The following is a 24,990-nucleotide window of genomic DNA, read 5'->3' on the forward strand; positions in this document are numbered from 1 at the left end:
CTGTGTTCATGACCGAATATTTTTAAAAAAACAGTAAAAAACTCGTCTACTTTTGTTAGGACAAGAATATGATTCTATAAAAGGATTATTTACTCGAGGGGGATTATTATGCGTAATCAACAATTTACTGCATTACTTTATGGATGGATTGTAGTATTTGGATTAATTCTTGTTTCTAGTATGGCTTTAGCTTTACTATTACGTTTCTCAAGTTTTAATGAGCCAGCACTTGATTGGGTAACTCTTGTTATAGGGTTAATATCGTTATTTATTGGTGGAGCTGTTGCTGGTGGAAAAGGAAAACAAAAGGGATGGGTAATTGGAGCATTTACAGGTTTAGGTTTTACAGTATTTACTTTTCTAGTTCAGTTTCTAGGTTTCCAAGAAGGATTTGGTCTACAACAAAGCATTCATCATGTATTTTATATTCTAGCAGCACTATTCGGTGGGGCAGTGGGGGTAAATATTGCTTCCAATCACGAGTAGGATTTAAAAGTTGTTACAAACTTCTAATTCTTTCTTAATATGTAAAATTTAAAAAGAGGTAATCAATTATGATTACCTCTTGTTTAGGTCTAGTTATACAGATTTAACATCACGAATCGCAGAGCGATCGTATGTAAGCTTAGAACCGTCACCTGCTTGTAACACGATAGTGTCTTCATCTATAGCATGAATAACACCGTGAAAACCACCAATCGTTACAACAGAATCACCTTTTTTAAGTTCAGACTGCATTTGTCTTACTTGTTTTTGACGCTTTTGTTGCGGACGAATTAACAAGAAGTAGAAAATAACAAACATTGCTATTAACGGTAATAAAGTAGCAAATCCTTCCATGTACTTGTCCCTCCTTTCCAGACAATTCGTTTAAAAAAATATTTTTCTAAACGTTCTTTAAAAATTCTTCGCATCCGGTTTATTCAATCCGTACTGTTCAAAGAATTCTTCTTTAAAGTCACCAAGTCGATCTTCGCGTATTGCGTTTCGTACTTGCTCCATTAATTTTAACAGAAAATAGAGGTTATGATAAGTGGTAAGTCTGAATCCAAATGTTTCATTGCATTTTAGTAGGTGTCTAATGTATGCACGGGAATAATTTCGACATACATGACAATCACAGTTCTCATCAATTGGACCAAAATCACGAGCGAACTTCGCATTTCTCACGACAAGTCTACCATTTGATGTCATACATGTTCCATTACGAGCGATTCTCGTTGGTAATACACAGTCGAACATGTCTATTCCACGGATAGCACCATCAATTAATGAATCTGGTGAACCTACCCCCATTAAGTACCTTGGCTTATTCGCCGGCATTAGCGGAGTTGTAAAATCAAGAACACGATTCATAACATCCTTTGGTTCACCAACGGAAAGTCCTCCAACCGCATATCCTGGGAAATCCAGAGAAACTAAATCCTGAGCACTTAATCTACGTAAGTCCTCAAACTCTCCTCCCTGAATAATTCCAAATAAGCCCTGAACATCGGATCTCTCATGGGCATTCAAACATCTTTCCGCCCATCTGGAAGTTCTTTCTACTGATGCCTTCATATATTCATGTGTAGCTGGATAAGGTGGACATTCATCAAATGCCATCATAATATCAGAACCAAGTGCATTTTGAATTTGCATTGCCTTCTCTGGTGATAAAAACAATTTATCCCCATTTAAATGATTACGAAAATGTACCCCTTCTTCCGTAATTTCTCTCATATCACTTAAGCTAAATACTTGAAAACCACCAGAATCAGTTAATATCGCACCATCCCAATTCATGAATTTGTGTAGGCCACCCGCTTCTTTAATAATATCTTCTCCCGGCCTTAGCCATAAATGATAGGTGTTGGATAATATTATTTTAGCTCCCATTGTCTCTAAATCTTCTGGGCTCATTGTTTTTACAGTTGCAAGCGTACCAACAGGCATAAACATGGGGGTTTCAAAAGATCCATGTGGCGTATGTACCCGTCCAAGTCTAGCTCCAGTTTGTTTATCTGTTTTAATTAATTCATAACGTATTGGTGAATTCATTCTATCTTTCCTTTACTAAATAATAAACATCGCATCTCCAAAACTAAAGAAGCGATATTTTTCCGCTACAGCTTCATTGTAAGCTTTTAAAATAAAATCACGATCACTAAAAGCACTAACCAGCATAATTAATGTGGATTTTGGTAAATGGAAATTCGTAATTAATCCATTAATAGCCTTAAACTCAAAACCTGGAAAAATAAAAATATCCGTCCATCCGCTTGACTCAGCGAATTGTCCATTATGATCACGTGCAATCGTTTCAAGTGTACGTGTGGAGGTTGTACCAACAGATATAATTCTACCACCATTTTCTCGAATCTTCGTTAATGTTTCAGCTGTTTCTTTCGACATCATATAAAATTCAGAGTGCATTTTATGATTATCAATGTTTTCAACACTTACTGGACGAAATGTCCCAAGTCCAACATGAAGAGTTATAAATGCTATGGTCACACCCATGTCTTTAATCTCTTCAAGTAATTCCTTTGTAAAGTGTAACCCAGCAGTTGGTGCTGCTGCAGAGCCTTCTTCTTTCGCATAGACAGTTTGATAACGGTCTTTCTCTGGTAATTGTTCCTTAATATATGGCGGTAATGGCATCTCCCCTAAATCTTCTAACACTTCATAAAAAATACCATCATATTCAAAATCAAAAATACGACCACCATGCTCTAAAATATCGGTACAGGTTGCTTTCAGCTTACCATCACCAAAAGTCAGCTTAGTACCTACTTTAATTCGTTTGGCAGGCTTTGCAAGAACTTCCCAGTTATCTCCCTCATTCTGTTTTAGAAGAAGAACTTCCACCTTTGCACCGGTATCTTCTTTAACCCCATATAGTCTGGCAGGAAGTACCTTTGTATCATTTAAAACTAAACAATCCCCTTTTTTCAAATATCCTTTTATATCTGTAAAATGGTTATGTTCTATCTCTTTTGTATTTTTATTTAAAACCATTAACCTCGAAGCACTGCGATCCTTTAATGGAGTTTGTGCTATTAGATTTTCTGGCAAATCAAAATCAAAGTCTTCAATATTCATGATGTTACTCCTTCAAGTAATTTAACGAAATACACTTTCCTATCTGCCTATTATAATCAACATCTTTCCTAAATTCACGCTTCATCATTCATTTTTAATCCAAAATGTTGATATGCCTTCGGTGTTACTATTCTTCCCCTAGGAGTACGTTGGATAAAACCAATTTGTAATAAATATGGTTCATATACATCTTCTATCGTTTGTGATTCCTCTCCAATGGTTGCAGCAATGGTGTCTAATCCAACTGGTCCACCTTGGAATCCTTCTATAATTCCTTTTAGTAGCTTGTGATCAATATGGTCAAGACCGACATCATCAACCTGTAGCATACCTAAAGCTACTTCTGTTGTTTCTAAGCTAATTTCGGATTCACCTTTAACCTGTGAAATATCACGGATTCGGCGAAGTAATCGATTAGCAATACGTGGTGTACCTCGAGAACGACGAGCAACTTCTACTGCCGCACTTTTCTCTATTTTAGTATCAAAGATTTCTGCTGTACGTTCCACTATTGCGCACAAATCCTTTGTTTCGTAATATTCTAACCTCGATAATACTCCAAAGCGGTCTCTTAGTGGTGCTGATAAAAGACCAGCTCTTGTTGTCGCACCAACAAGGGTAAAAGGTGGTAAATCAATTCTGACTGACCTTGCACTTGGGCCAGTTCCAATTACGATATCTAAAAAGAAATCCTCCATTGCTGAATATAATACTTCTTCAACCGCTCTAGGCAACCGGTGTACCTCATCTATAAACAGAACATCCCCTGCCTCCAAGGTTGTCAAAATAGCAGCTAAATCACCAGCACGATCTATTGCAGGGCCTGATGTTGAACGGAATTGCACTCCCATTTCGTTAGCTATTATCGCAGCGAGTGTAGTTTTTCCGAGCCCTGGAGGACCATAAAGCAAAACATGATCTAGTGGCTCGTTTCTCATCTTTGCAGCTTGAATAAAAATATCTAGATTTTCTTTCACCTTGTCCTGACCGATATATTGGTTTAATGTCGTGGGGCGAAGACTAAGCTCAACATAGGATTCTTCTTCATGTAATTGACCGGTAACCATTCGCTCATCCATATTACTCCTGCCCCCTTACTATTTTTTAATTAATAAACTTAAGCCTTTTCGAATTATTTCATCCGTATTTGTTTCATTACTAATGTTGTTTTGAAGCTCTGGTATGATTGTTTTCAATTCTCTTTCCATATATCCTAATGCTTTTAATGCCTCGATTGCCTCGATTAATTCAGCTGATTGACTTGATGACTTAGTTGTTGTTTCTATATCCTCTTTTGTAATATTAAAGTTAGCGATTAATTTTCCTTTTAAGTCCAAAATAATTTGTCTCGCTGTTTTCTTTCCAACACCAGGAAAACTAGTCAAAAACTTGTCATCTTCTCTTTCGACAGCAGATACAAACTCAGGTATATTTACACCAGAAAGGATGGCTAAGGCGCCTTTTGGACCGATTCCAGACACAGATATTAGTCTTTTAAACAAATACTTTTGGTCTTCGTTTTTAAATCCATATAAGATTTGTGCATCTTCCCGAACATGGAAGTAGGTATGTATTTGAAGTTCGTTATTTAAACTATCCTGAAAAACAAATGGATTTGGACAAATCACTTCATATCCTACCCCATGAATGTCTATAATAACAGCCTCATCTTGAATCGAGACTAAATTACCACGTAAATACGAAATCATATTATCTTCTCCCCATTTTAATCCTTTTCCTATTCTATCACAAATATGGAAGGGGAGCATAGGTTTGGGTTCTAAGTAGCAGAACATAACAAAAGCGCAAGCGCCCGGTTAGCGACGTATGGACCGCGCCCTGCCATGCAGGGTGGGACTGCGTTGCCACGCAAAGCGGGGGATTTAGCAGTCCATTCCCCGTAGGAGATAAAGGAAACACGACGAACGAAGAGAGTCGATGTTGACTTATCGTACGGAGGTGAAGGAAGTCCAATAGTCGCTGGGTGCTGGAGCTGGACCTGGCCATTCCTGATTAATTATCCACAGGCAGAGACTTTTATAATTTCCTAAACAATAAAAAAAGCCTTTAGAAAATCAAAGGCTTATTCATTGTTAAAGAAGTCATCTAAATCTTTCTGGATATTATCATCCATATCGTTTGGATTACTATTCAAATTACGCATTCGATCCCACCAAGCAGCATCCGTGTATACGACCACTTCTTTATCTGGTATTATTTGTTTAACATCTCTTCTAATAATTTCAGGTAAATCGGGATAGTACTTATTTCCCGTCATCACTGCAACAATGACACGGTCATCCGTTTCTGCAATTTGTGATTGAACAACTTCTTTTCTTTCAGATAAATACTCCGAAATTAAATAGGTCCTTTCACTTGTATACTGATCCTCATTCTTTGCGTTAAAGTTTTTATCGCCTTCATTCACATATTCCTGATCACTTTGTTTATATCCACCTAACTCTCCAATGGACTTATCTCTTTCCCCTAAACGTTCCTTTTGTTCATTTGTTGTTTCATAATTTATTGGTTGTGTATTATTCTGATTTTGAATTTGATTTCCCTTGTTATTCAGTCCTTGTTCAGGCTCATTCCCACATGCTGTAACAAGAAAAAAACTTGTTATGACAATTATAATCTTACCTCGCATAACATAACCTCCCTTATAACTAGTTTGTTAAAAGAGAGGTTATTTAATACCGATTAAATTATCCATTTTACTTTAATGGGTACGAAGATTTTAAAGCATTAAACCAAAAATAATATTAATTATTAAGAATTAACTTTGAGGCATTTAAAAAATCTTTACGTCTTATCCACTCTATCTCCATTGTTTCCATGTAATCTCCTACACTTATTCTACGTTTTCTTGTCAGGTAATGTATCCATTCACGGATTAAATCACTTGGAATAAAAATGGAATATAAATACTTTTCAAGTTCATTTTCTTCGACCATATGATAACCTAGTAATCGTTCAACGTCCCATTTTATATGTGGCAAAAATCGTTGACCTAGTTGAATATAATCATAATTTTGAGGTGAGCAATGTAAAAGGTCAAAATCAATCATATACGTATTTTCATTTTGGATAAAATTGTGAGAGGCTACGTCGCCATGTACCCACAGTCCATTCCTTTCCGCACTTAACTGGTCTCTATACCAAGGATAGTTTTCTACAACTTCCAGATATTTTTTCATTAGGACCGTTATATCGTTATACAAAGCTTTATAACCTTTCCGTTCAAAAATTTGTTCGGTCTCCGAAAATTTATAAAGTCGTGCATGCCATCTTTTGTAAAACTGTTGTTTTCTCAGCAAATTTTTTATATAAATCTGACTTGCATCTGCATGAAACTTTTTTAATAAATTAACTGCTCTTCTTCTATCAACATCCGCTTCATAGTTCAACTTTCTCCCTGAAACATACGGTGCAATAGTCCAACTAAAATGGGTTCCATTCGAAATTTCTTTTTTCCCATTTGGATACCGAACAAACGGAACTACTCTTTTTGACCGTATTCGCTCAAAAAAATCCCATTGTTGTCTCATATTCGAGGTATTAGAATGGCCCTTTAGAACATATTTATCTCCTGACTCGGCTTCAATATAATAAATATTACGTTTTATCGGATGAATCTTTTTTACTCTTAAGTTCCCCTCCCAACGTAAAAAAGAAGAGAGACGATTAAAACGTTGATCGTCTCTACTTAGATTGTAACTCAATCAGATGATTCTTCCTCAATTCGTACTTCACCAAAGCCTGGAGGGGTTGGAAATCCGCTAGCGTCGAAACCAGACATAGATGGAAATGTCATAGTTGGTTCCATCTGTGGCATCGTTCCTTGAGAAGCTTGGAAGTTACTCAAATTTGCATCGAAACTAAATTGAGGCATTTCAACCATTTGTGGAGCTTCGTAATTCATTCCTCCACCACAACCACAATCATTTTGCTGTTGTTGCATGGGCATCATCATTCCTGGGTGACCCATAGGTGCTACCATAGGGGCATGATGCATTGGAAATACATGATGACCATGTGGTGGCATTCCAAAGCAGCATGGATGTACATGATAACAAGGAATCATTTGAACCGGTTGGAACATAGGTTGTTGGACCATCGGCTGTTGTTGTGGTTGCTCCACATGTTGTATTTCCTTTGGAACTTCCTTTTCTTTTTCTTCTTGGAAATTAAACTGCATATATAAATCTTGTTCGATTGTAGGAGCTTGCACTAGGGGCATCGTCATCTGTGGAATTTGCGGCATTTGTGGCATCGGCATTTCTGGTTTTAGCTCCATCTGTGGTTTGTGATCATCTTCTTTAACCACTGGCATTGGTTTTGGTGAAATATCCTTGTAGGGTGTTTCTACTTTTTGTTCCTTTATAGGTGCTTCTTTCTGTACCATTTCTTTTTTTACCGATTTAGCTGTTGTTGGAATGCGAATCTTCATCCCTGGCATAATCATATCAGGACTTGAAAGTTGTGAATTTGCAGCTTTTAATGCTTCGAAGTCCACCCCATACTGTTTAGACAGTTCCCATAATGTATCTCCTTTTTGGACAATATGAATCTTCAATGTTAAATCGAACTCCTTTCACTTCTATATTCTGGGCTAATCACTCTATATCAAGATATGCAAAATTAATCCAAATGTTGAACATAAAGTGAAACTTCATTTAGTGGTTATATAACCTTCTTTTAAAAAGTATTTAATAACCCATTAAAAAAGCCGTTCCCTGTTTAGGAGAACGACAATTATTTAATCTACAAATTCAAATTCAAATTGTAATATACGGATGGTATCCCCGTCTTCTGCTCCTCTTTTCCGTAGTTCTTCATCTACACCCATAGAACGCATTTGACGGGCAAAGCGACGAATAGCTTCATCACGATTGAAATCAGTCATTTTAAATAACTTTTCAATCTTTGGACCTGAAAGGACAAATGCACCGTCATCATCTCGATTAATTTCAAATCCTTTGTCTTCTTTCTGATAACGATAAACTACCGTTTCATCTGTTTCCTCTATTTCTTCGGTAATTTTAGGAATTGTTTCTAATAAATCAGCTACAGCGAATAGAAGATCTCTCAAACCATCTTTTGTTAAGGCGGAGATAGGATAGACAGGAATATCATATCCGATTTTTTCCTTAAATTGTTTTAAATTTTCTTCAGCATCTGGCATATCCATTTTATTAGCAGCAATAATCTGAGGTCTAGACATTAATTTCTCATCATATTCGCTTAATTCCTTATTTATCTTTTGGTAATCTTCGAAAGGATTACGCCCTTCCGTACCCGCCATGTCAATTACATGAATAATTACTCTAGTTCTCTCGACATGTCGTAAAAATTGGTGACCTAGACCAACCCCAGTATGAGCACCTTCAATTAGACCTGGTAAATCTGCTAGCACAAAGCTACGGTTATCTGCTGTATCCACAACACCTAAATTCGGAGCTAATGTTGTAAAATGATAATCCGCAATTTTGGGCTTTGCAGCGCTGACAACTGACAAAAAGGTGGATTTTCCAACACTTGGAAATCCAACAAGTCCGACATCAGCAATAAGCTTCAATTCAACCTTTATATTTTTTTCTTCACCTGGTTCACCATTTTCAGCAAAATCTGGAGCAGGATTACGAGGAGTAGCAAATCGGGAGTTCCCTCTTCCTCCTCTACCACCTCTTGCAATCACAGCTTCTTGTCCATGCATGGTAAGATCTGCAATTACTTGTTCTGTATCCTCATCAATAATAGTAGTTCCTGGAGGTACAGATACAATTAATGGGCTAGAGTTTTTACCATGTTGGTTCTTACTCATTCCATTTTCCCCACGTTTAGCTTTAAAATGACGATTATAACGGAGATCCATCAGCGTATTAAGGCCTTCATCTACCCTAAATATAACATCTCCACCATTACCACCATCACCACCAGCAGGTCCACCTAATGGAATATATTTTTCTCTACGATATGCTACAAGACCATTACCACCGTCTCCAGCTTTCACATAAACACTGACTTGATCGACAAACATACTACTCACCTCATCTATTCAGGAGAGGAAATCGAAAAGGTAAACATTACATTGGATTCCAATTCCTCTACTTGTATCAACACATTTTTCAGCTTTTTGGTCATTCTATTTTTCCAGTCGTTACAATTGATTGTTTGTCCACTTAATGTAACTGTTAATTCAATAGAATTATTAACGTTTATTAACTGTAACTCACCAGTTATTATTTCTACATTATCAGTTAAGATGCAATCAATGATTACATTACCTATCTCCGTTAAAACACAATCATAACCGTGTAAATTTCTATTTTCTGTATGTATATCATATGTAAATTGTATATGTTTATGGTGTAAATTTACCTGAATTAGCCATAAAGCAAAATTTGGGCAATTGATATTCATGAGCACTCTTTCTTGATTACAAGCTTCGATAATATCATTAACTTTTGATTTTACTTTGTCTATTTTCCCCATACTTAAATAGCCGTGAATAATCTGTAAATCATTCATTAAATCATGTCTTTGTAATCGTAATAATTGAATAACATCTTTTGCTTCCACATTATCCTCCCCCAATATGTTGAATTATAGCAGAAAACAACGATGAGTTCATTATTTGGATGTATTTACATTGTGTATCTCAGTATCAGAAATCTATTATTCATGATGGCTTTATTTTTAGTTCCCTATAATGTTGCATGAGGCCTATCTATTGTGAACTTCATATATTGCATGCAATATAGAATTCATTCCATTAAAAAAACTCCAACCACTATTTAGGATTGGAGTTTTTTTATGTTTAATTATGCCTCTTGAGCAACTGGATAAACACTAACTTTTTTGCGGTCACGACCATAGCGTTCGAATTTTACAACACCGTCGATTTTTGCATAAAGTGTGTCATCTCCACCACGGCCTACGTTTTCACCTGGATAGATTTTTGTACCGCGTTGACGGTAAAGAATAGATCCACCAGTTACGAATTGACCATCAGCACGTTTAGCACCAAGACGTTTGGACTCAGAGTCACGACCGTTCTTAGTACTACCAACACCCTTTTTAGATGCGAAGAACTGTAAATCTAGACGTAGCATAAGAGCACCTCCTATTTACTTTGTATCGTTATAAATTGATTATAGTCACGTTCAATAGTTTCGAGTGAAACAATCATACCTTCGAACAGAAGTTGTACCTTTTCCATTAATTCTGTATCAACAGAATCCGGTATGGTTACATGAAGATATCCACCTTCATTACCTTGTTCGATTGCTAAATTGATATCCGTCAGTTTCAGTACAGCATTCACCGCACCAAAAGAAACTGAGGATACTCCAGCACAAACCAAGTCATATCCGTAAGGTCCACTATCTGCATGTCCAGATAATTCAAAGGACTTTATTTGATTATTATCTCGGATAACAGTTACCTTAATCATGGAACAAACCCTTATTGGTTAATTTTTTCAATTACTAATTTAGTGTAAGGTTGACGATGACCTTGTTTTTTGTGGTAGTTTTTCTTAGCTTTAAATTTGAATACAGTAACTTTTTTCTGACGACCATGTTTTTCAACTTTAGCCGTAACAGTAGCACCTTCAACGTAAGGAGCACCAACTTTTACATCTTCTCCACCTACGAAAAGTACTTTGTCAAAAGTAACCGTTTCATCTACGTCTGCGAAAACTTTTTCTACGTAAACTACTTGGCCTTCTTCAACTTTAACTTGCTTACCACCTGTTTCGATAATTGCGTACATAACTGCACCTCCTTATTAAACTCAGACTCGCCATACAGGTAACTTATGTAAGTTTTAATACCTGTTCTGTGCGGTTGTAGCACGGGTGCTACGATGAATAACATACAAATGTTATCACGTAATCTATACTTTTGTCAAGGTTAATTCGATTATGTTGGTATAGTTACAACTTCACCAACTGTTTTATAGTAGCCTTTATCAAAAAAGTACGTTTTCAAACAATCCGATTCATCTATAGCAAGACGTGTATTATTAGGCATTTGAATGTAAATTGAATGCTTCATATCTCTTCTAAACTGTGAGAAGACCTCCATTAGTGAAGAGTGCGAAGGCACTATGATCGGTTTTACCGTTTTAATCCAATTATTTCCTTTATAACGATTTAAGAGAAAACGAATAAATACGAAATGTCTTTTTTTCCATTCTGAATGATTTTCTAATAATAGAAAAACTATAATTAAAAATGAACTTAATGTAAATGAAAAAAATAATAATTGCACCCCAAGGATAACAAGACATAAATACATCGATGAGATAATGATCATATGGTAAGCTTTTTGGAATGAAAATCTTTTGGATAATAAAAAGAACAAAAGTTTACCACCATCAAGTGGCCATATAGGCAAAAGATTAAAGATAAGAATTGTCGTATTGTATATGTTAACAGTCTCAATAATAGATGATGGCAATAGAGAAAAAAATGAAGCAAAAATCATAAGAAAATAAATAATCACATGCTGAAAAGGACCTGCTATAGTTACAATAAATTCTTCCTTAACCGGCCTATTTCCATGCTCATCTGTATCCATTACACCGCCAAAAATCCATAACATCACTTTATTAATTCTCCATTTAAAATATGCTGCTGCTACATAATGACCAAGTTCATGAAATAATACAATGGTCAAGATAACAAACATTTCAACAAATGTACCTGTTAAGAATGAAATAATAATAAACACAAATAGTATTGGATGAATATGTATTGGTGGAATAATCTTATGGATTGTCATCAACTTCAACCACCTGTACTGGGTCGACAAATTTATTATCTTTTTCAATAGCAAAATAGACCATTTTATTTTCTTCGGTTGGGGTAAATTCACCGATTCGTTGGTTTGCATCAATAATTTGATATAAATGCACATCAACTGCACTTAAAAAACCATAGGTAGTAGTAGACTTATCTGCATGTTGAACAACAATCGTTTTATTCGTGTCTGATTTTTTACCAGAAAAAATTACTACACCTTCTCTTAGGGCTGATACAGAAGTTGTTTCTCCTGGTGCAATCATAATTCCTTTACCATTGGATTGAAAGGTCTCAATGACACTTCCTGATACTGGTAACGCGAGTGCTACATCTTCTACTTCCTTTGATTCATCACTTGGTGAAAACGCTAAAGGTGTTCCAAATGAGTCCTTATACCACTGGTATACGCTAGCAAATGGAAATTCCTCTGTTAATACGCTATTTGTCCATTGTTTTGGTTTTTCAAAAATGGCTGCATCGTTTTGCCAAATGATAGCAAAGGAGAAAAATAACATAACAGAAAATATACCTTTAAGTATTATTCCAGTAATTGTGTTGCTTCTTGATTGGTTAGTGGCTGAAGGGTCAATAAAGTTGGGATAGAATCCATGCTTTTCTTCTTCTTGTGGTAATGTTGGCATGATTGTACTAACTTTATTTCGGTTAATTTTTGTTGGTAAACCTCGTATTTTTTTTCGATCGTTAATTGATTTTCGAACATCCTTGATATCTTTCTTCATTCTCTTCATTCCCTCATTCATTGTTTATACAATTGTATGAAGGATTTGGACAAGATATGAATGGTCAATTTTATGGATATTAATTTCTCACAACTAAACGCTTCAAGCCAATCAGTTTAATAATTTTAAATTAACTTCTCTTAACCATAGGCAAAAAAAAAATGAACGAAGGAAATAAACTATCTTCCTTGTTCATTCTGTTAGACGAATTTAATTAACTTCTAATTCCAAAGAACTTTTTAACCTTTTTAAACATACCTGTTTCATCTTCTAATGATTGTAAAGGTACGGATTCGCCAAGTATTCTTCTTGCGATATTACGATATGCGATGGATGCTTTTGAATTTGGTTGGAATGCTACAGGTTCACCGTAGTTAGATGCTTTAATTACTTCATCGTCGTCTAGGACTATACCGATTAGATCGATAGATAAAACTTGTACAATTTCATCAATATCAAGCATGTCTCCATTTTTCATCATGTGCTTTCGAATGCGGTTAATTACTAGAGTCGGAGGTTCAATTTCCTTTTTTTCTAGTAAACCAATGATTCGATCAGCATCTCGAACACTAGATTTCTCTGGTGTTGTTACAACTATCGCTCTATCTGCTCCAGCAACGGCATTTTGAAATCCTTGTTCAATACCCGCCGGGCAGTCAATGATTATATAGTCATATTCTGTCTTTAATTCTTTAATAATTTCAAGCATTCCTTCAGTAGTAACAGCTGATTTATCACTTGTTTGCGCAGCCGGTAGCAGTGATAAGTAATCAAATCGTTTATCTTTAATAAGGGCTTGTTTTAATTTACAACGTCCATTAATGACATCAACAATGTCATAAATAATTCGGTTTTCTAGACCCATAATTACATCTAGATTTCTAAGTCCAATATCCGTATCAATTAAACAAACTTTTTTATCCATTAACGCTAGAGCAGTACCGATATTTGCAGTAGTAGTTGTTTTTCCAACTCCACCTTTACCAGATGTTATAACAATTGCCTCACCCATTGGTAATTCTCCTTTCGAATGCCCTTATACTTTTACGTTTATGGGCTAAAACTTGTAATCTATCAATTATTATTTTATCTTTTTCTACATCGACGAGACCACATTCCATGTATACACCATCTGATTCATAATCCGGAGCACGACTAATATAATCAGCTATTCGAAGTTGACTCGGATTCATATAAGAAGCGGTTATAATTGCGTTTTTATCACCTTTAACTCCTGCATGGGCAATTCCATGCAAGCTTCCCATGATATATATATTACCAGTAGAAATCACTTTTCCACCTGGATTGACATCACCTATAAGTAATAAATCACCTTTAACCTCTAGAACCTGTCCTGAACGAACAATTCGATTTTCTATTTTTATTTCTGTATCCTCTAACATCGCTAGAGCATCACTTCTTAATATGACATTAGATTCAAGGCTTTGTATGATAAACTGACTTTCATTTGTAATAATCTTTTCCAATTCTTCCATTTGATCTTCATATAGATACCGATTACCTAGCTTAATGGTAACGGATACTTCTTGTTCATCTTTTTGAGGTAAATTGATAGATAATTTCTCTTGTAGCTCCCTACACACATCCTCAAAGGAACATCGATCATCAATGAAGAGTGTAAGCCCATCTCGTGTACCTTTAATTGTCACATATTGTTTTGTCTTCGTATCCTGCATGTTCTCACCTCTGATACCTGTTTCAAATTTAGCGTGTAGGGTTAAATATTATGATTTATATGCTCTATTTTGCTTTACTATTTTTCCATTTCTCAAGTCGTTTTGCAAATAATGGATATAAAATTAATAAGAAAATAAAATTAGCTAAAATAGATGGTAATAAACGTTCCATCAAATAATCCATCCATATCAAATCTATTATGCCTACAACATAATAAATAAGATTAATAATTAATTCAGCAATCATTATACTTATTATACCAAACAATAGCGTGGAATAAATATTACTATGCAATATATTTCTAAGTTCACGAATAATATAAATTACCACTGTATACGTAAACATGTAAACACCTAATATACCCGTATAAGATATATCAATTAACAAACCAAATATCGCCGCGTAAATAATAGAATGATACGAGTTATTTCGGTCATAAAAGATTGCAATTAATACTAAAAACATTAGAACCCAATGTGGAGTTATCATCATGTCTCCATCAATTAGGCTACTCGGCAAAATATCAAGCGCAACTCCTTCTAGTGCAACTAAAAGCAGCAGAATAAGGGGTAGGAATATATGTCTCATTCCTCCTCCTCCTCTTCTCCTGTTAATACTCGATCTACAACGATAACATTATTAATTTCATACATATTAGCTGCTGGTTCTACTAAAGCAGTTTTTGTTAACCCATAATCGTCAGGAATAACTTCTTTAACGGTACCAATAGGTAATCCAGCGGGAAATACACCACCCATGCCTGAAGAAACAACGAGTTCCCCTTCTTCCAAATCTTTGTCGGATTCCTCAATAATTTTAAACAATAGCGAATTTGTCTTTTTATCATATTCCTCAATCAAACCGAAAATATCATTTCCTTCTTTTCGAGAAATCGTAGCCGAAATACGATTAAACTCATCAAATCCTGATAATAACTGTACCGTAGAAGTTAACTGGGAAACACTTTGAATTTTCCCAACCATTCCTGCTGCTGTAATTACTGCCATATTCTCCTTAACACCAGCAATTGAACCCTTATTAATTGTAACCTGTTCAATCCAACGTTCAGGTGATCTAGCAGTAACTGTTGCATGGATTGGATTATAAGAACGGATAGAATCTGCTTTGTCTATTATTTCTCTAAGCTCCGTGTTTTCTTCTTTTATCTCTTGAACTTCATAAATTAAACCTTTATATTGTGCTAGTTTTTCTCTCAACAGTTGATTTTCATCATATGTATTACGAATATCATCAATATTATCAAAAATATTCGTTACATATTTTACAGGTGTTGAAATTACATTTTGGACCATGCCAATTATGTCACTAACAAATTGTTCTCCTGTAGTTAAATTAGACCGATTCCCTAATGAATATCCAATAAAAACAACTAAAATTATAATTCCAATCAGTATTGTAAATAATCTTTTTTTACGCAACATAAAAACACCTACTTATTCTACTCTGGGACGAATTGATACATTTGGTTGTGATTTAAAGTGTTGGATATATTCCAGAGATTTTCCTGTTCCAACAACTACACTATCTAGCGGATCATCTGTTACAAAGACTGGCATCTTTGTCTCGTCACTTAATACACGATCTAAATTCTTCAATAAAGCCCCTCCCCCTGATAACACAATGCCTCGATCCATTATGTCGGCAGCTAGTTCCGGTGGGGTTTTTTCCAATGTAGTTTTTACAGCTTCTACTATAGCATTAACTGTGTCCTGTAATGCAAGTGAAACTTCCTTACCACTTATCGTAATGGTTTTTGGTAATCCTGTCAGCAAATCTCTACCACGAATTTCCATTTCACTATTATCTAAATTTTTATCTCCTGCAGAACCTATTTCAAATTTAATCTGTTCCGAGGTTCTCTCACCGATCATTAGATTGTAGGTTTTACGAATGTGATTAATGATGGATAAATCCATGTTATCACCAGCATTACGAATTGACCTTGCTGTAACAATTCCACCTAAAGAAATAACCGCTACTTCAGTGGTTCCACCACCGATATCAACAATCATACTTCCTGTAGGTTCCCATACTGGAAGACCGGCACCGATTGCAGCTGCGAATGGTTCTGCTATCGGGAAAGCCTCTTTAGCACCAGCTTGTTTAGATGCATCAATCACTGCTCTCTCTTCAACCATTGTAATTCCCGATGGAACACAAATCATTACATTAGGTTTTTTTGCAAAAAAAGAACGGCTTCTCATTGCTCGCTTTATATAATACTGCATCATCGTTGCGGTAGTATCATAATCAGCTATAACCCCATCCTTCATTGGTCTAATTACAGAAATTGTTCCAGGATTTCTACCTATCATATTTTTTGCCGAACTACCTACTGCTTCAATTTCTCCGGTTTCTACATTTTTGGCAACCACAGTAGGTTCTCTTAAAATTACACCTTTCCCTTTAACAAATACTAGTGTATTAGCTGTACCCAAATCAATACCTAAATCTTGAGAAAAGCCAAAAATCCCCAATAATATCTCCCTCTCCAGTAATTCTTTATATAGAGCTTGACTCTTTATTTTAGTTTATGTGATGCTCCCTACAATATAATCTTAATATCTCTATTTTCCACAACGGTTATGTAATATTATTACCTTCGTTTCAATTAATAAGCGCCACTTTCAGAGAGAATGAAAATGGCGCATTGTATCCATCTATATAATTATACGAAAAAAAGATAAAAATTGATAGTGCTATAAGTAGCCTTTTTCCTTCAGTGATACAAATTTACGATCACCAATGATAAGATGATCAAGTAACTCAATCCCAATCATTTTTCCTGATTCTGCTAATCTTTTAGTAACATGAATGTCTTCTTGGGACGGAGTGGGATCACCGGAGGGGTGGTTATGCGCGACAATTATAGAAGCTGCTGAGCGTTTTACAGCTTCACGGTAAACTTCGCGAGGATGAACAATAGAAGCATTTAGACTACCTATAAAGATGGTTTGACGATGGATAATCTGGTTCTTAGTATTAAGAAAAAGAACGACAAAATGTTCCTGGTTAAGATTTCGCAATTCCTCCATGACATAATCAGCTCCATCCTCCGGGGAACGAATGACATATCGTTCATTCGGCTTATATTGGCTTAGTCTCTTGCCAAGTTCTAAAGCAGAAAGAATTAGCACTCCCTTTGCACTACCAATACCCTTTATTGCTGTTAATTCTTCAATTGTTGCATCCTTTAACAGCTTTAACCCTTCAAAATGCATTAACAATCGATTTGCTAAGGCCATAACAGATTCCTCTCTAGTTCCACTTCCTAATAATATGGCTAATAATTCTTGATTGGATAAATGATTAGCACCTAGATGAAGGAGTCGCTCCCTTGGGCGATCCTCTTTTGGAACGTCTTTAATCATAATAGATGTCGATTTCAATAGAATAAACCTCCTTTCTTTTAGAAACACTCACATTCACTCGTCCTTAAGAGAAGTGTTAGTCTTTCCTAGATTGGCAGTAAGTAAGTACACTCTTCTAACTGCTAAAAATAGGATATCCTAGATAAAGTTACCTTACAAATTAGTAAAAATTACTTTTATAATTGAAAATCCATTTGAAAACACAAAAATGCAGTATTGAAAATACAATCTTTCAATACTGCTAATAAACCAAAACTGAATTTTATATTTTATTCAAGATTCATTTGTTCTGTCGTTAAAAAAGAATCATATAACTCCCACATGGATAATAAAACTTGCCCTGAATTTTTATCATTTACACTATTTATTTGTTCAGTTATATTCGCAACGAAACTATTAAAGGCTTCTGAACCCTTAGGAGCCTCTCCCACTAGTCCTTTCCATGTTTCAATCTCGATGTTATCTTTCCCCAAAGCCATATTCCAGTTATCTTGAAAAGAACTAAACCAGTTATATTCTTTTTCTGTTAGTTTTATTTCTTTCTCACCAACTGTCCATTCCTTTGCATATGCATCTATTCCATGATCCATTAGAGCATCTGTATCCTCTTGTAAATCTTCCTTTGAAATCCCTGAACTAATTAGTAGAAAGTATTGACTATCCTTCTCCCAAATAACAGGTGAATAGCCTTGTTCAATAAATTTTGCCGACTCAGCTTCCGCATTAGCTACAGATGAAAAAACCCCACCTTGTAAAACAAATGCAGACATTGCACTGATTTGAAATAAAGAACCATTACTGGTCGACTCCCCAGCACTACCCTTTTCCTTATTATCATTTTCCTCATTTTGTCCTGGTACTAAATATGCTGGAGTCGCATTTAAATCATTATCAAAATTCACAATTATTTTCAACATCACAAAGCCCATTATAGAACCGATTGTTATTGCAGAAATGATAGCAATAATAATTGGTTTAAACATATTAAAATAATTTCGATTCTTCGGAATAGATTTGGAAAGAGATAGGGGTGTATCATACTCTCTAGCAAAAGTTTGGATTTTGTTTTCACTAGACTCTTCCACTGTAGCTGCCTGTTCTCTATTTACCTTCCCGATTTTATCTATATTGCGACTTATTTCTTTACTTGCTTTTTTCTTAGCCTGTTTTCCATCAATCCTGACAACGATTGGCTTTTTTGCAGACATACGGGTCCCCCACTTTGCTAGATTAGTTTAATCCACTCTAGCATAATAAAACTAAAAAGTAAGGAGAATATTGTCATGCTTAACACTTTTTATTTCAACATAAATTGCAATAACTCTACAACTTTTTGTTTTTTATAAAAGCTCGTACTAAACCAATAAACGCGAGAGAACCTGCAAAGAAATAGATGTCATCCTGATGCTTAATTTCCTTGATTATCTGCTTCCAATTACCAAGTCTAACCATATTAGAAGGTAAGCACTCCATCAGGTTCTCTGCTTTTTCCGCTCTAGGATTTTCAAATGAAGTTACAGAAACCGTATTAAAATATGGTAAAGCCATTTTTAACATTTTAACTAGTTCTTTATCACGAAAACCAGCAAAAATCAGATGCTTCTTTTTATTTTCATATAAACTCTGAACCGTATCTAGAAATGCTTCCATTCCATTTGGATTATGAGCACCATCTAGTATAATCTCTGGTTTTTCGTGGACCTTCTCAAATCTTCCAGCAAGTTGTACCAAGCTTAACGCTGTAAATACGTTCTCCCAATTTAATGAAAAACTATGGTCATTGATTATTTTTAATGCCATCAGGGCTGTTGATGCGTTTTCAACTTGATGTAATCCTCTCATTCCGATTTCAATCGGATATACCAACTCTTTGTAATTCCAATTAAAGATTTGTCTATCTATAACACTTGTATTTTCCTCATAAAAGAAATCTTTGTTTAACTGATAGATAGGAGAGCTTTTAGCTGCAGCTTCCTTATAAATCACAGGTAGACAAGTAGGTTCAACAGCACCAACAACCGTAGGGATATTTGGTTTTATTATTCCTGCCTTCTGATAGGCAATTTTTTCAAGTGTATCCCCTAAAAAATTAGCATGGTCCATGGCGATATTTGTTATAATAGATAAAATAGGTTGGATACAATTTGTCGTATCCTCCCGACCGCCCATGCCAGTTTCGATAAGGGCAATATCAACTTTCTCGGCAAAATACATAAAAGCAATTGCCGTAATAATCTCGAATTCGGTCGGATGCATTTTATCTACATCAAGTTCATCGATTGTAGGCAACAATTGATTAAAGTAGAGTAAAAAATGCTCTTCACTTATTGGCAAATCATTAATTAGCATATGCCCTGTAAAACCAGTCAAACTCGGAGAAGTGAACACACCTACTTTATAATTATTTGCTAATAAAGCAGCCTTAATAAAGGTTAAAGTTGACCCTTTACCATTTGTCCCAGCTATATGGATGGTTTTAAATTTTTTTTGAGGATTCAATTGAGATTCTAATAATATATACATACGGTCAAGGCCAGGTTTAATACCTAAAGTTCTTCTTTCTAAAAAAAAAGTTTCTACTTGTTCAATACTTCTAAACATATACATCACCATCTTTTTATCAATTAGAAATAAAGTATAGCATATGAAGAAAGGAAAATCGTAAATTGAAAACAGGTTGGATAATCTATAACGGCAATTTACCAGGCAATAAATTTTTAGATTTTGCAGAGATGCTCCATGAATCAGCAGCTAAGCAAAATTCTCAAACAACAATAGTGAAAAATAATGATTTACTATCATCGTTTGATTCTAATAATCTTGGAATAATAACTGATAAAACACTACCTGATTATGTGATATTCACAGATAAGGATATTTATTTAGCTAAACAACTTGAGCTGTTAGGAATTCCTGTTTTTAATAGTTCTTATGTAATCGAAACTAGTGATGATAAAATAGCAACCTATCAAATCCTTGCAAAACATAACCTTCCTATCCCTAAAACAATTGTAGCACCTAAAGTGTACTACAATCGGGAGGAAAAGCTTCTACCCAATTTAGATAAAATTATTGAAAGTATTCGTTTACCTATGATTATTAAGGAAGCCTTTGGTTCATTTGGAGAACAGGTTTACTTAGTCCATACCCGTGAAGAATTGAATGAAAAAGTACAAGAGCTTTACGGAAAGCCCTTTATGTTTCAGGAATTTATTAAATCCAGTTCTGGAAAAGATATTAGATTACAAGTTGTCGGTGATAAAGTAATCGCAGCTATGAAACGCACCTCCTCCAATGATTTTAGAGCTAATATTACTGCTGGTGGTCGAATGAAAGCATATAAAGCCCCTACTAAAGCAATTGAAACGGCTATTGCCGCATCAAAAGCTATAGGAGCTGATTTCTGTGGCGTTGATTTATTATTTGGAGAAGATGGTGAATTTATTATTTGTGAAGTTAATTCCAATGCACATATTCGTAATTTGTATGATTGTACAGGAATTAATGCAGCTGATGCAATGGTAGAATATATTTTAAACAAATTGAGGGATTGATCTATGATTAATGGTTGGCTTATATATAGTAAACTGGATTCAATAGAAAATAAAGCATATATTGATTGGTTTATAGAAGAAGCCAAGAAGCAGGAGTTAATTCTACAATTGGTTCTTAGAGAAGACATTACAATTGGAGTATTAGAGAATAATCTTACGCTACTTTATAAAAATAAGAAAACAGAATTACCTAATTTTGCAGTTGTCCGAACTGTTGAACCTTTACTAAATTTACAGCTAGAACAACTAGGAATAAAAGTATTTAATTCGTTCCGTACTTCAGAGATTTGTAATCATAAAGCGAAAACTTATTTTACAGTCGCACAACTAGGAATTCCAATGATGAATACTTTTTTTATAAAAGGTACAAATTTGAACAAAGTAGCCCCAATGCAATATCCTTTTGTTATAAAAGAAGCCATGGGTCGTGGTGGTAAACAAGTTTATTTTATAAATAATGTAGATGAATGGAGCAACTTTCTAACTAGTGCACGGACGGTTGATTATGTTGCACAATCCACAAATGTTAAATTAGGAAAGGATTTAAGAGTATTTGTAGTTGGTAAGGAAATTATAGGTGCCGTATTAAGAGAGAGTAATACCGACTTTCGAGCTAATTTTACACTTGGTGGTTCTGCTAGATTGTATGAACTAAATACAGCAGAAGTAACCCTCATTCAAAGGATTATCAATCATTTTGATTTTGGAATGGTCGGTATAGATTTTCTGATAGGATTCGATAATAAATTAAGGTTTAATGAGATTGAGGATGTTGCTGGTTCAAGAACCTTAAGTGCAGTTAGTGATGTTAATCTTGTTGAAAAATATGTTTCCTATATAAAAACAATAATAAACCAGGATTCCTAAGACCCGAATCCTGGTTTATTTATTACCCTTTTAATTCAGCAAGACGTGCAGTAACTGCTGCTTGTTTTTCTAAATAATCTTTTTCCTTATTCTTTTCTTCTTTAATAACTGCTTCTGGCGCTTTAGAAACAAAGCCTCGATTTTGTAACTTTTTCTGAACACGTTCAACCTCTTTGTTCCACTTTTCAAGTTCCTTTTCCAGACGAGCTATTTCTTTATCAAAATCAATTAATCCTTCAAGAGGTAAGAAGATTTCTGCACCTGTTACAACGGAAGTCATTGCTTTTTCTGGAACATCTATTTTTGTAGCAATCACTAATTCACTTGGATTACAGAAACGTTCTAAATAACCCCGATTTGTTTCTAGTTCCGTAACAATAGCAACGTCTTTCGCTTGAATTAAAAGACTAATTTGCTTAGACATTGGTGTATCGACTTCTGCACGGATATTACGAACTGATTTGATAATGGATACTAGACGTTTCATTTCGGCCGAAGCTTTCTCATCATGGAAATCTTCTCTTACCTCAGGCCAATCAGCAATGGTAATTGAATCACCTTCATGCGGTAACTTTTGCCAAATCTCTTCAGTAATAAATGGCATGAATGGATGTAATAGACGCATTGTACGGTCTAAAACATAAGCCAAAACGGATTGCGTTGTTTTCTTCGCTTGTTCATCGTCACCATATAGTGGAAGCTTCGCCATTTCGATATACCAGTCACATAGTTCATCCCAGATAAAGTTGTGTAAATGACGGCCCGCTTCACCAAATTCATACTTATCGTTGTTACGAGTTACTTGTTCTATAGTTTCATTTAATCGTGTAAGAATCCACTTATCTGCAAGCGTTAGATCGCCTGACAAGTCAATATCCTCATAAGCAAAACCTTCTAAGTTCATTAATGAGAAACGGGATGCATTCCAAATTTTATTGGCAAAGTTCCAAGTAGATTCAACCTTTTCCCAGAAGAAACGCATATCCTGACCAGGTGATGTACCGGTTAGCAAGAAGTAACGTAAGGAGTCTGCACCATACTTCTCGATAACATCCATTGGATCCACACCATTTCCTAATGATTTACTAAACTTACGACCTTGTTCATCACGAATTAAGCCGTGTAGTAATACATCTTTAAATGGTCGTTTACCAGTAAATTCTTTAGATTGGAATACCATGCGTGCAACCCAGAAAAAGATGATATCATAACCAGTAATTAACACATCTGTTGGAAAATATCGTTTCAAGTCCTCTGCTTCTTCATTTGGCCAGCCCATTGTAGAAAATGGCCATAGAGCACTTGAAAACCATGTATCTAATACATCTTCATCTTGAACCCAATTTTCTATATCAGTTGGTTCATTTTTACCTACATAGATTTCACCAGTTTCCTTATGGTACCAAGCCGGAATACGATGTCCCCACCATAACTGACGGCTTATACACCAATCACGAATATTTTCCATCCAATTGAAATAGGTTTGTTCAAACCGATTAGGAACAAAGTTTATTTTTTCTTCCGTATTTTGCATTTCTAATGCAGCATCTGCTAATGGTTGCATTTTTACAAACCATTGTGTAGAAAGGTATGGTTCAACAACTGCGCCGCTACGCTCGGAGTGACCTACTTGATGGATATGTTCCTCAATTTTAAATAGTACTCCCATATCCTGAAGGTCTTTTACTATTTGCTTACGGCACTCAAAACGATCCATGCCTTCATATTTACCGGCATTCTCATTCATTGTTCCATCTTCATTCATCACAAGTACTCGTTCTAAGTTGTGACGATTACCGATTTCAAAGTCGTTAGGATCGTGTGCTGGTGTAATCTTAACTGCACCAGAGCCAAACTCTCGATCTACGTAATCATCGGCAACAATTTGAATTTCACGCCCAACAATTGGAAGTACAACCGTCTTTCCTATTAAATGTTGATAGCGATCATCTTTAGGGTGAACCGCAACTGCAGTATCCCCTAACATGGTTTCGGGACGTGTAGTTGCAATTTCAATTGTTTCATCACTATCCTTGATTGGATACATCATATGATAGAAATTACCTTTAACCTCTTTATAGATTACTTCAATATCTGATAAAGCGGTTTTGGTTTGTGGGTCCCAGTTAATGATGTATTTACCACGATAGATTAGCCCTTTTTCATATAATGTAACAAATACTTCTTTTACTGCTTCTGAAAGACCTTCATCAAGTGTGAATCGTTCTCTAGAATAATCTAAACCAAGACCGAGTTTCTCCCATTGAGAACGAATAAATGAAGCATATTCTTCCTTCCAATCCCATGCTTTTGCAAGAAATTTTTCTCGACCAAGTTCATATCGGTTTGTTCCTTCTTCTTTTAATCGTGCTTCTACCTTTGCTTGGGTTGCAATTCCTGCATGGTCCATTCCTGGTAGCCATAAAACATCATACCCCTGCATTCTTTTCATACGGGAAATAGTGTCTTGCATCGTTGTATCCCAGGCATGGCCTAAGTGTAAACGTCCTGTAACGTTTGGAGGAGGAATGACGATAGAAAATGGTTCCTTTTCTGGGTCATCCTTTGCTTCAAAGTATTTTCCATCCAACCAAAACTTGTAACGAGATTCTTCTACTGCCTTATGATTATACTTGGGGGTTAATGCGGTTTTGTTTTCCTCCATAAATGTTTGCCTCCTTTATTTGAAAAACTCACTTTCGTTCGTCCTTAAACGAATGTGGTAATTTTTCTTATGTCTGCGGAAAGTTTTTATACTTTCCTACCTACTAAAATAAAAAACCCTTTTCATCCTAAGAAAAGGACGAAAAGGGTATTATTTCCGTGGTACCACCTTTGTTTAC

27 protein-coding genes and 2 other annotated features (1 of these 29 cut by a window edge) are annotated in these 24,990 nt (G+C 35.3%); of the genes, 3 read left to right on the plus strand and 24 right to left on the minus strand.

Annotated elements, in window-relative coordinates; all coding sequences use genetic code 11:
* Positions 1-108 precede the first annotated feature (108 nt).
* Positions 109-486, plus strand: a complete 378-nt coding sequence (locus K332_RS0104170; RefSeq protein ID WP_026906317.1) for a TIGR04086 family membrane protein — start codon at positions 109-111, stop codon at positions 484-486.
* A 93-nt stretch (positions 487-579) separates the two neighbouring features.
* On the opposite strand, the gene yajC is transcribed toward K332_RS0104170, so the two are convergent.
* From yajC to K332_RS0104285, 23 genes are all read right to left on the minus strand, one after another.
* Complete coding sequence (yajC, locus tag K332_RS0104175) at positions 580-840, minus strand: preprotein translocase subunit YajC (protein WP_026906318.1); 261 nt, start codon at positions 838-840, stop codon at positions 580-582.
* Positions 841-897: 57 nt separating this feature from the next.
* Positions 898-2,040, minus strand: coding sequence for a tRNA guanosine(34) transglycosylase Tgt (gene tgt / locus K332_RS0104180; RefSeq protein ID WP_026906319.1), 1,143 nt, complete (start codon positions 2,038-2,040; stop codon positions 898-900).
* Between the two features lie 15 nt (positions 2,041-2,055).
* Positions 2,056-3,084, minus strand: coding sequence for a tRNA preQ1(34) S-adenosylmethionine ribosyltransferase-isomerase QueA (queA, locus tag K332_RS0104185; protein WP_026906320.1), 1,029 nt, complete (start codon positions 3,082-3,084; stop codon positions 2,056-2,058).
* Between the two features lie 74 nt (positions 3,085-3,158).
* Positions 3,159-4,163, minus strand: coding sequence for a Holliday junction branch migration DNA helicase RuvB (gene ruvB / locus K332_RS0104190; protein ID WP_026906321.1), 1,005 nt, complete (start codon positions 4,161-4,163; stop codon positions 3,159-3,161).
* An 18-nt stretch (positions 4,164-4,181) separates the two neighbouring features.
* Positions 4,182-4,793: a Holliday junction branch migration protein RuvA gene (gene ruvA, locus K332_RS0104195; RefSeq protein WP_026906322.1), complete on the minus strand. Its 612-nt coding sequence runs from the start codon at positions 4,791-4,793 to the stop codon at positions 4,182-4,184.
* Positions 4,794-5,167: 374 nt separating this feature from the next.
* Positions 5,168-5,734: a YhcN/YlaJ family sporulation lipoprotein gene (locus K332_RS0104200; protein WP_026906323.1), complete on the minus strand. Its 567-nt coding sequence runs from the start codon at positions 5,732-5,734 to the stop codon at positions 5,168-5,170.
* Positions 5,735-5,849: 115 nt separating this feature from the next.
* Positions 5,850-6,809: a phosphotransferase gene (locus tag K332_RS0104205; RefSeq protein ID WP_026906324.1), complete on the minus strand. Its 960-nt coding sequence runs from the start codon at positions 6,807-6,809 to the stop codon at positions 5,850-5,852.
* A complete protein-coding gene (gene safA, locus K332_RS23180) occupies positions 6,806-7,663 on the minus strand; it encodes a SafA/ExsA family spore coat assembly protein (RefSeq protein ID WP_051359342.1) in 858 nt (285 codons plus the stop codon). Before safA ends, K332_RS0104205 begins: the two co-directional genes overlap by 4 nt.
* 183 nt (positions 7,664-7,846) lie before the next feature.
* Entirely contained in the window at positions 7,847-9,127 is a 1,281-nt protein-coding gene (gene obgE, locus K332_RS0104215; protein ID WP_026906325.1) for a GTPase ObgE, read from the minus strand.
* A 14-nt stretch (positions 9,128-9,141) separates the two neighbouring features.
* Complete coding sequence (locus K332_RS23185; RefSeq protein ID WP_051359343.1) at positions 9,142-9,669, minus strand: Spo0B domain-containing protein; 528 nt, start codon at positions 9,667-9,669, stop codon at positions 9,142-9,144.
* Positions 9,670-9,911: 242 nt separating this feature from the next.
* Positions 9,912-10,202: a 50S ribosomal protein L27 gene (gene rpmA / locus K332_RS0104225; RefSeq protein ID WP_010098994.1), complete on the minus strand. Its 291-nt coding sequence runs from the start codon at positions 10,200-10,202 to the stop codon at positions 9,912-9,914.
* 11 nt (positions 10,203-10,213) lie between these two features.
* Positions 10,214-10,543, minus strand: a complete 330-nt coding sequence (locus K332_RS0104230; RefSeq protein ID WP_026906326.1) for a ribosomal-processing cysteine protease Prp — start codon at positions 10,541-10,543, stop codon at positions 10,214-10,216.
* Between the two features lie 11 nt (positions 10,544-10,554).
* Positions 10,555-10,863, minus strand: a complete 309-nt coding sequence (gene rplU, locus K332_RS0104235) for a 50S ribosomal protein L21 (protein ID WP_026906327.1) — start codon at positions 10,861-10,863, stop codon at positions 10,555-10,557.
* A gap of 13 nt (positions 10,864-10,876) precedes the next feature.
* Positions 10,877-10,949, minus strand: a sequence feature (ribosomal protein L21 leader region).
* Between the two features lie 63 nt (positions 10,950-11,012).
* Complete coding sequence (locus tag K332_RS0104240) at positions 11,013-11,876, minus strand: M50 family metallopeptidase (protein ID WP_026906328.1); 864 nt, start codon at positions 11,874-11,876, stop codon at positions 11,013-11,015.
* Positions 11,863-12,636: a M23 family metallopeptidase gene (locus tag K332_RS0104245; protein ID WP_026906329.1), complete on the minus strand. Its 774-nt coding sequence runs from the start codon at positions 12,634-12,636 to the stop codon at positions 11,863-11,865. Before K332_RS0104245 ends, K332_RS0104240 begins: the two co-directional genes overlap by 14 nt.
* A gap of 214 nt (positions 12,637-12,850) precedes the next feature.
* Positions 12,851-13,648, minus strand: a complete 798-nt coding sequence (gene minD, locus K332_RS0104250; protein ID WP_026906330.1) for a septum site-determining protein MinD — start codon at positions 13,646-13,648, stop codon at positions 12,851-12,853.
* Entirely contained in the window at positions 13,641-14,333 is a 693-nt protein-coding gene (minC, locus tag K332_RS0104255; RefSeq protein WP_026906331.1) for a septum site-determining protein MinC, read from the minus strand. Before minC ends, minD begins: the two co-directional genes overlap by 8 nt.
* A 64-nt stretch (positions 14,334-14,397) precedes the next feature.
* Complete coding sequence (gene mreD, locus K332_RS0104260; RefSeq protein ID WP_026906332.1) at positions 14,398-14,922, minus strand: rod shape-determining protein MreD; 525 nt, start codon at positions 14,920-14,922, stop codon at positions 14,398-14,400.
* A complete protein-coding gene (gene mreC / locus K332_RS0104265; protein ID WP_026906333.1) occupies positions 14,919-15,776 on the minus strand; it encodes a rod shape-determining protein MreC in 858 nt (285 codons plus the stop codon). Before mreC ends, mreD begins: the two co-directional genes overlap by 4 nt.
* Before the next feature lie 12 nt (positions 15,777-15,788).
* Positions 15,789-16,832: a rod shape-determining protein gene (locus tag K332_RS0104270; RefSeq protein ID WP_026906334.1), complete on the minus strand. Its 1,044-nt coding sequence runs from the start codon at positions 16,830-16,832 to the stop codon at positions 15,789-15,791.
* A 222-nt stretch (positions 16,833-17,054) separates the two neighbouring features.
* On the minus strand, positions 17,055-17,726 hold the full coding sequence (gene radC, locus K332_RS0104275) for a RadC family protein (protein WP_036688118.1): 672 nt from the start codon (positions 17,724-17,726) through the stop codon (positions 17,055-17,057).
* Positions 17,727-17,995: 269 nt separating this feature from the next.
* Positions 17,996-18,934, minus strand: a complete 939-nt coding sequence (locus K332_RS0104280) for an SPOR domain-containing protein (protein WP_026906336.1) — start codon at positions 18,932-18,934, stop codon at positions 17,996-17,998.
* Positions 18,935-19,049: 115 nt separating this feature from the next.
* Complete coding sequence (locus tag K332_RS0104285; RefSeq protein WP_026906337.1) at positions 19,050-20,327, minus strand: bifunctional folylpolyglutamate synthase/dihydrofolate synthase; 1,278 nt, start codon at positions 20,325-20,327, stop codon at positions 19,050-19,052.
* Between the two features lie 65 nt (positions 20,328-20,392).
* On the opposite strand from K332_RS0104285, the gene K332_RS0104290 reads away from it, so the two are divergent.
* The gene (locus K332_RS0104290) at positions 20,393-21,280 is read left to right on the plus strand and encodes an ATP-grasp domain-containing protein (RefSeq protein WP_026906338.1); all 888 of its coding nucleotides are present in this window, start codon (positions 20,393-20,395) and stop codon (positions 21,278-21,280) included.
* Positions 21,281-21,283: 3 nt separating this feature from the next.
* Positions 21,284-22,147 carry an ATP-grasp domain-containing protein gene (locus K332_RS0104295; RefSeq protein WP_026906339.1) on the plus strand — a complete coding sequence of 288 codons (864 nt, stop codon included), beginning with the start codon at positions 21,284-21,286 and terminating at the stop codon, positions 22,145-22,147.
* A gap of 22 nt (positions 22,148-22,169) precedes the next feature.
* Here K332_RS0104295 and K332_RS0104300 read toward each other — a convergent pair whose 3' ends face one another.
* Positions 22,170-24,812: a valine--tRNA ligase gene (locus K332_RS0104300; RefSeq protein WP_026906340.1), complete on the minus strand. Its 2,643-nt coding sequence runs from the start codon at positions 24,810-24,812 to the stop codon at positions 22,170-22,172.
* 131 nt (positions 24,813-24,943) lie between these two features.
* Positions 24,944-24,990 (minus strand) — a binding site (T-box leader) (it continues 185 nt past the right edge of the window).

Source organism: Paucisalibacillus globulus DSM 18846 (assembly GCF_000482485.1).
Lineage (GTDB): Bacteria > Bacillota > Bacilli > Bacillales > Amphibacillaceae > Ornithinibacillus > Ornithinibacillus globulus.

What these genes read in the sequence shown, in the direction of transcription:
- minD (WP_026906330.1), bottom strand. Translation starts at nt 13,648, where the DNA reads ATGGGTGAGGCAATTGTTATAACATCTGGTAAAGGTGGAGTTGGAAAA.
- K332_RS0104200 (WP_026906323.1), bottom strand. Translation starts at nt 5,734, where the DNA reads ATGCGAGGTAAGATTATAATTGTCATAACAAGTTTTTTTCTTGTTACA.
- K332_RS0104295 (WP_026906339.1), top strand. Translation starts at nt 21,284, where the DNA reads ATGATTAATGGTTGGCTTATATATAGTAAACTGGATTCAATAGAAAAT.
- mreC (WP_026906333.1), bottom strand. Translation starts at nt 15,776, where the DNA reads ATGTTGCGTAAAAAAAGATTATTTACAATACTGATTGGAATTATAATT.
- K332_RS0104280 (WP_026906336.1), bottom strand. Translation starts at nt 18,934, where the DNA reads ATGTCTGCAAAAAAGCCAATCGTTGTCAGGATTGATGGAAAACAGGCT.
- K332_RS0104230 (WP_026906326.1), bottom strand. Translation starts at nt 10,543, where the DNA reads ATGATTAAGGTAACTGTTATCCGAGATAATAATCAAATAAAGTCCTTT.
- tgt (WP_026906319.1), bottom strand. Translation starts at nt 2,040, where the DNA reads ATGAATTCACCAATACGTTATGAATTAATTAAAACAGATAAACAAACT.
- yajC (WP_026906318.1), bottom strand. Translation starts at nt 840, where the DNA reads ATGGAAGGATTTGCTACTTTATTACCGTTAATAGCAATGTTTGTTATT.
- K332_RS0104170 (WP_026906317.1), top strand. Translation starts at nt 109, where the DNA reads ATGCGTAATCAACAATTTACTGCATTACTTTATGGATGGATTGTAGTA.
- K332_RS0104300 (WP_026906340.1), bottom strand. Translation starts at nt 24,812, where the DNA reads ATGGAGGAAAACAAAACCGCATTAACCCCCAAGTATAATCATAAGGCA.
- ruvB (WP_026906321.1), bottom strand. Translation starts at nt 4,163, where the DNA reads ATGGATGAGCGAATGGTTACCGGTCAATTACATGAAGAAGAATCCTAT.
- queA (WP_026906320.1), bottom strand. Translation starts at nt 3,084, where the DNA reads ATGAATATTGAAGACTTTGATTTTGATTTGCCAGAAAATCTAATAGCA.
- rpmA (WP_010098994.1), bottom strand. Translation starts at nt 10,202, where the DNA reads ATGCTACGTCTAGATTTACAGTTCTTCGCATCTAAAAAGGGTGTTGGT.
- K332_RS0104245 (WP_026906329.1), bottom strand. Translation starts at nt 12,636, where the DNA reads ATGAAGAAAGATATCAAGGATGTTCGAAAATCAATTAACGATCGAAAA.
- K332_RS0104240 (WP_026906328.1), bottom strand. Translation starts at nt 11,876, where the DNA reads ATGACAATCCATAAGATTATTCCACCAATACATATTCATCCAATACTA.
- obgE (WP_026906325.1), bottom strand. Translation starts at nt 9,127, where the DNA reads ATGTTTGTCGATCAAGTCAGTGTTTATGTGAAAGCTGGAGACGGTGGT.
- radC (WP_036688118.1), bottom strand. Translation starts at nt 17,726, where the DNA reads ATGATTAAAGACGTTCCAAAAGAGGATCGCCCAAGGGAGCGACTCCTT.
- minC (WP_026906331.1), bottom strand. Translation starts at nt 14,333, where the DNA reads ATGCAGGATACGAAGACAAAACAATATGTGACAATTAAAGGTACACGA.
- ruvA (WP_026906322.1), bottom strand. Translation starts at nt 4,793, where the DNA reads ATGATTTCGTATTTACGTGGTAATTTAGTCTCGATTCAAGATGAGGCT.
- mreD (WP_026906332.1), bottom strand. Translation starts at nt 14,922, where the DNA reads ATGAGACATATATTCCTACCCCTTATTCTGCTGCTTTTAGTTGCACTA.
- K332_RS0104285 (WP_026906337.1), bottom strand. Translation starts at nt 20,327, where the DNA reads ATGTTTAGAAGTATTGAACAAGTAGAAACTTTTTTTTTAGAAAGAAGA.
- rplU (WP_026906327.1), bottom strand. Translation starts at nt 10,863, where the DNA reads ATGTACGCAATTATCGAAACAGGTGGTAAGCAAGTTAAAGTTGAAGAA.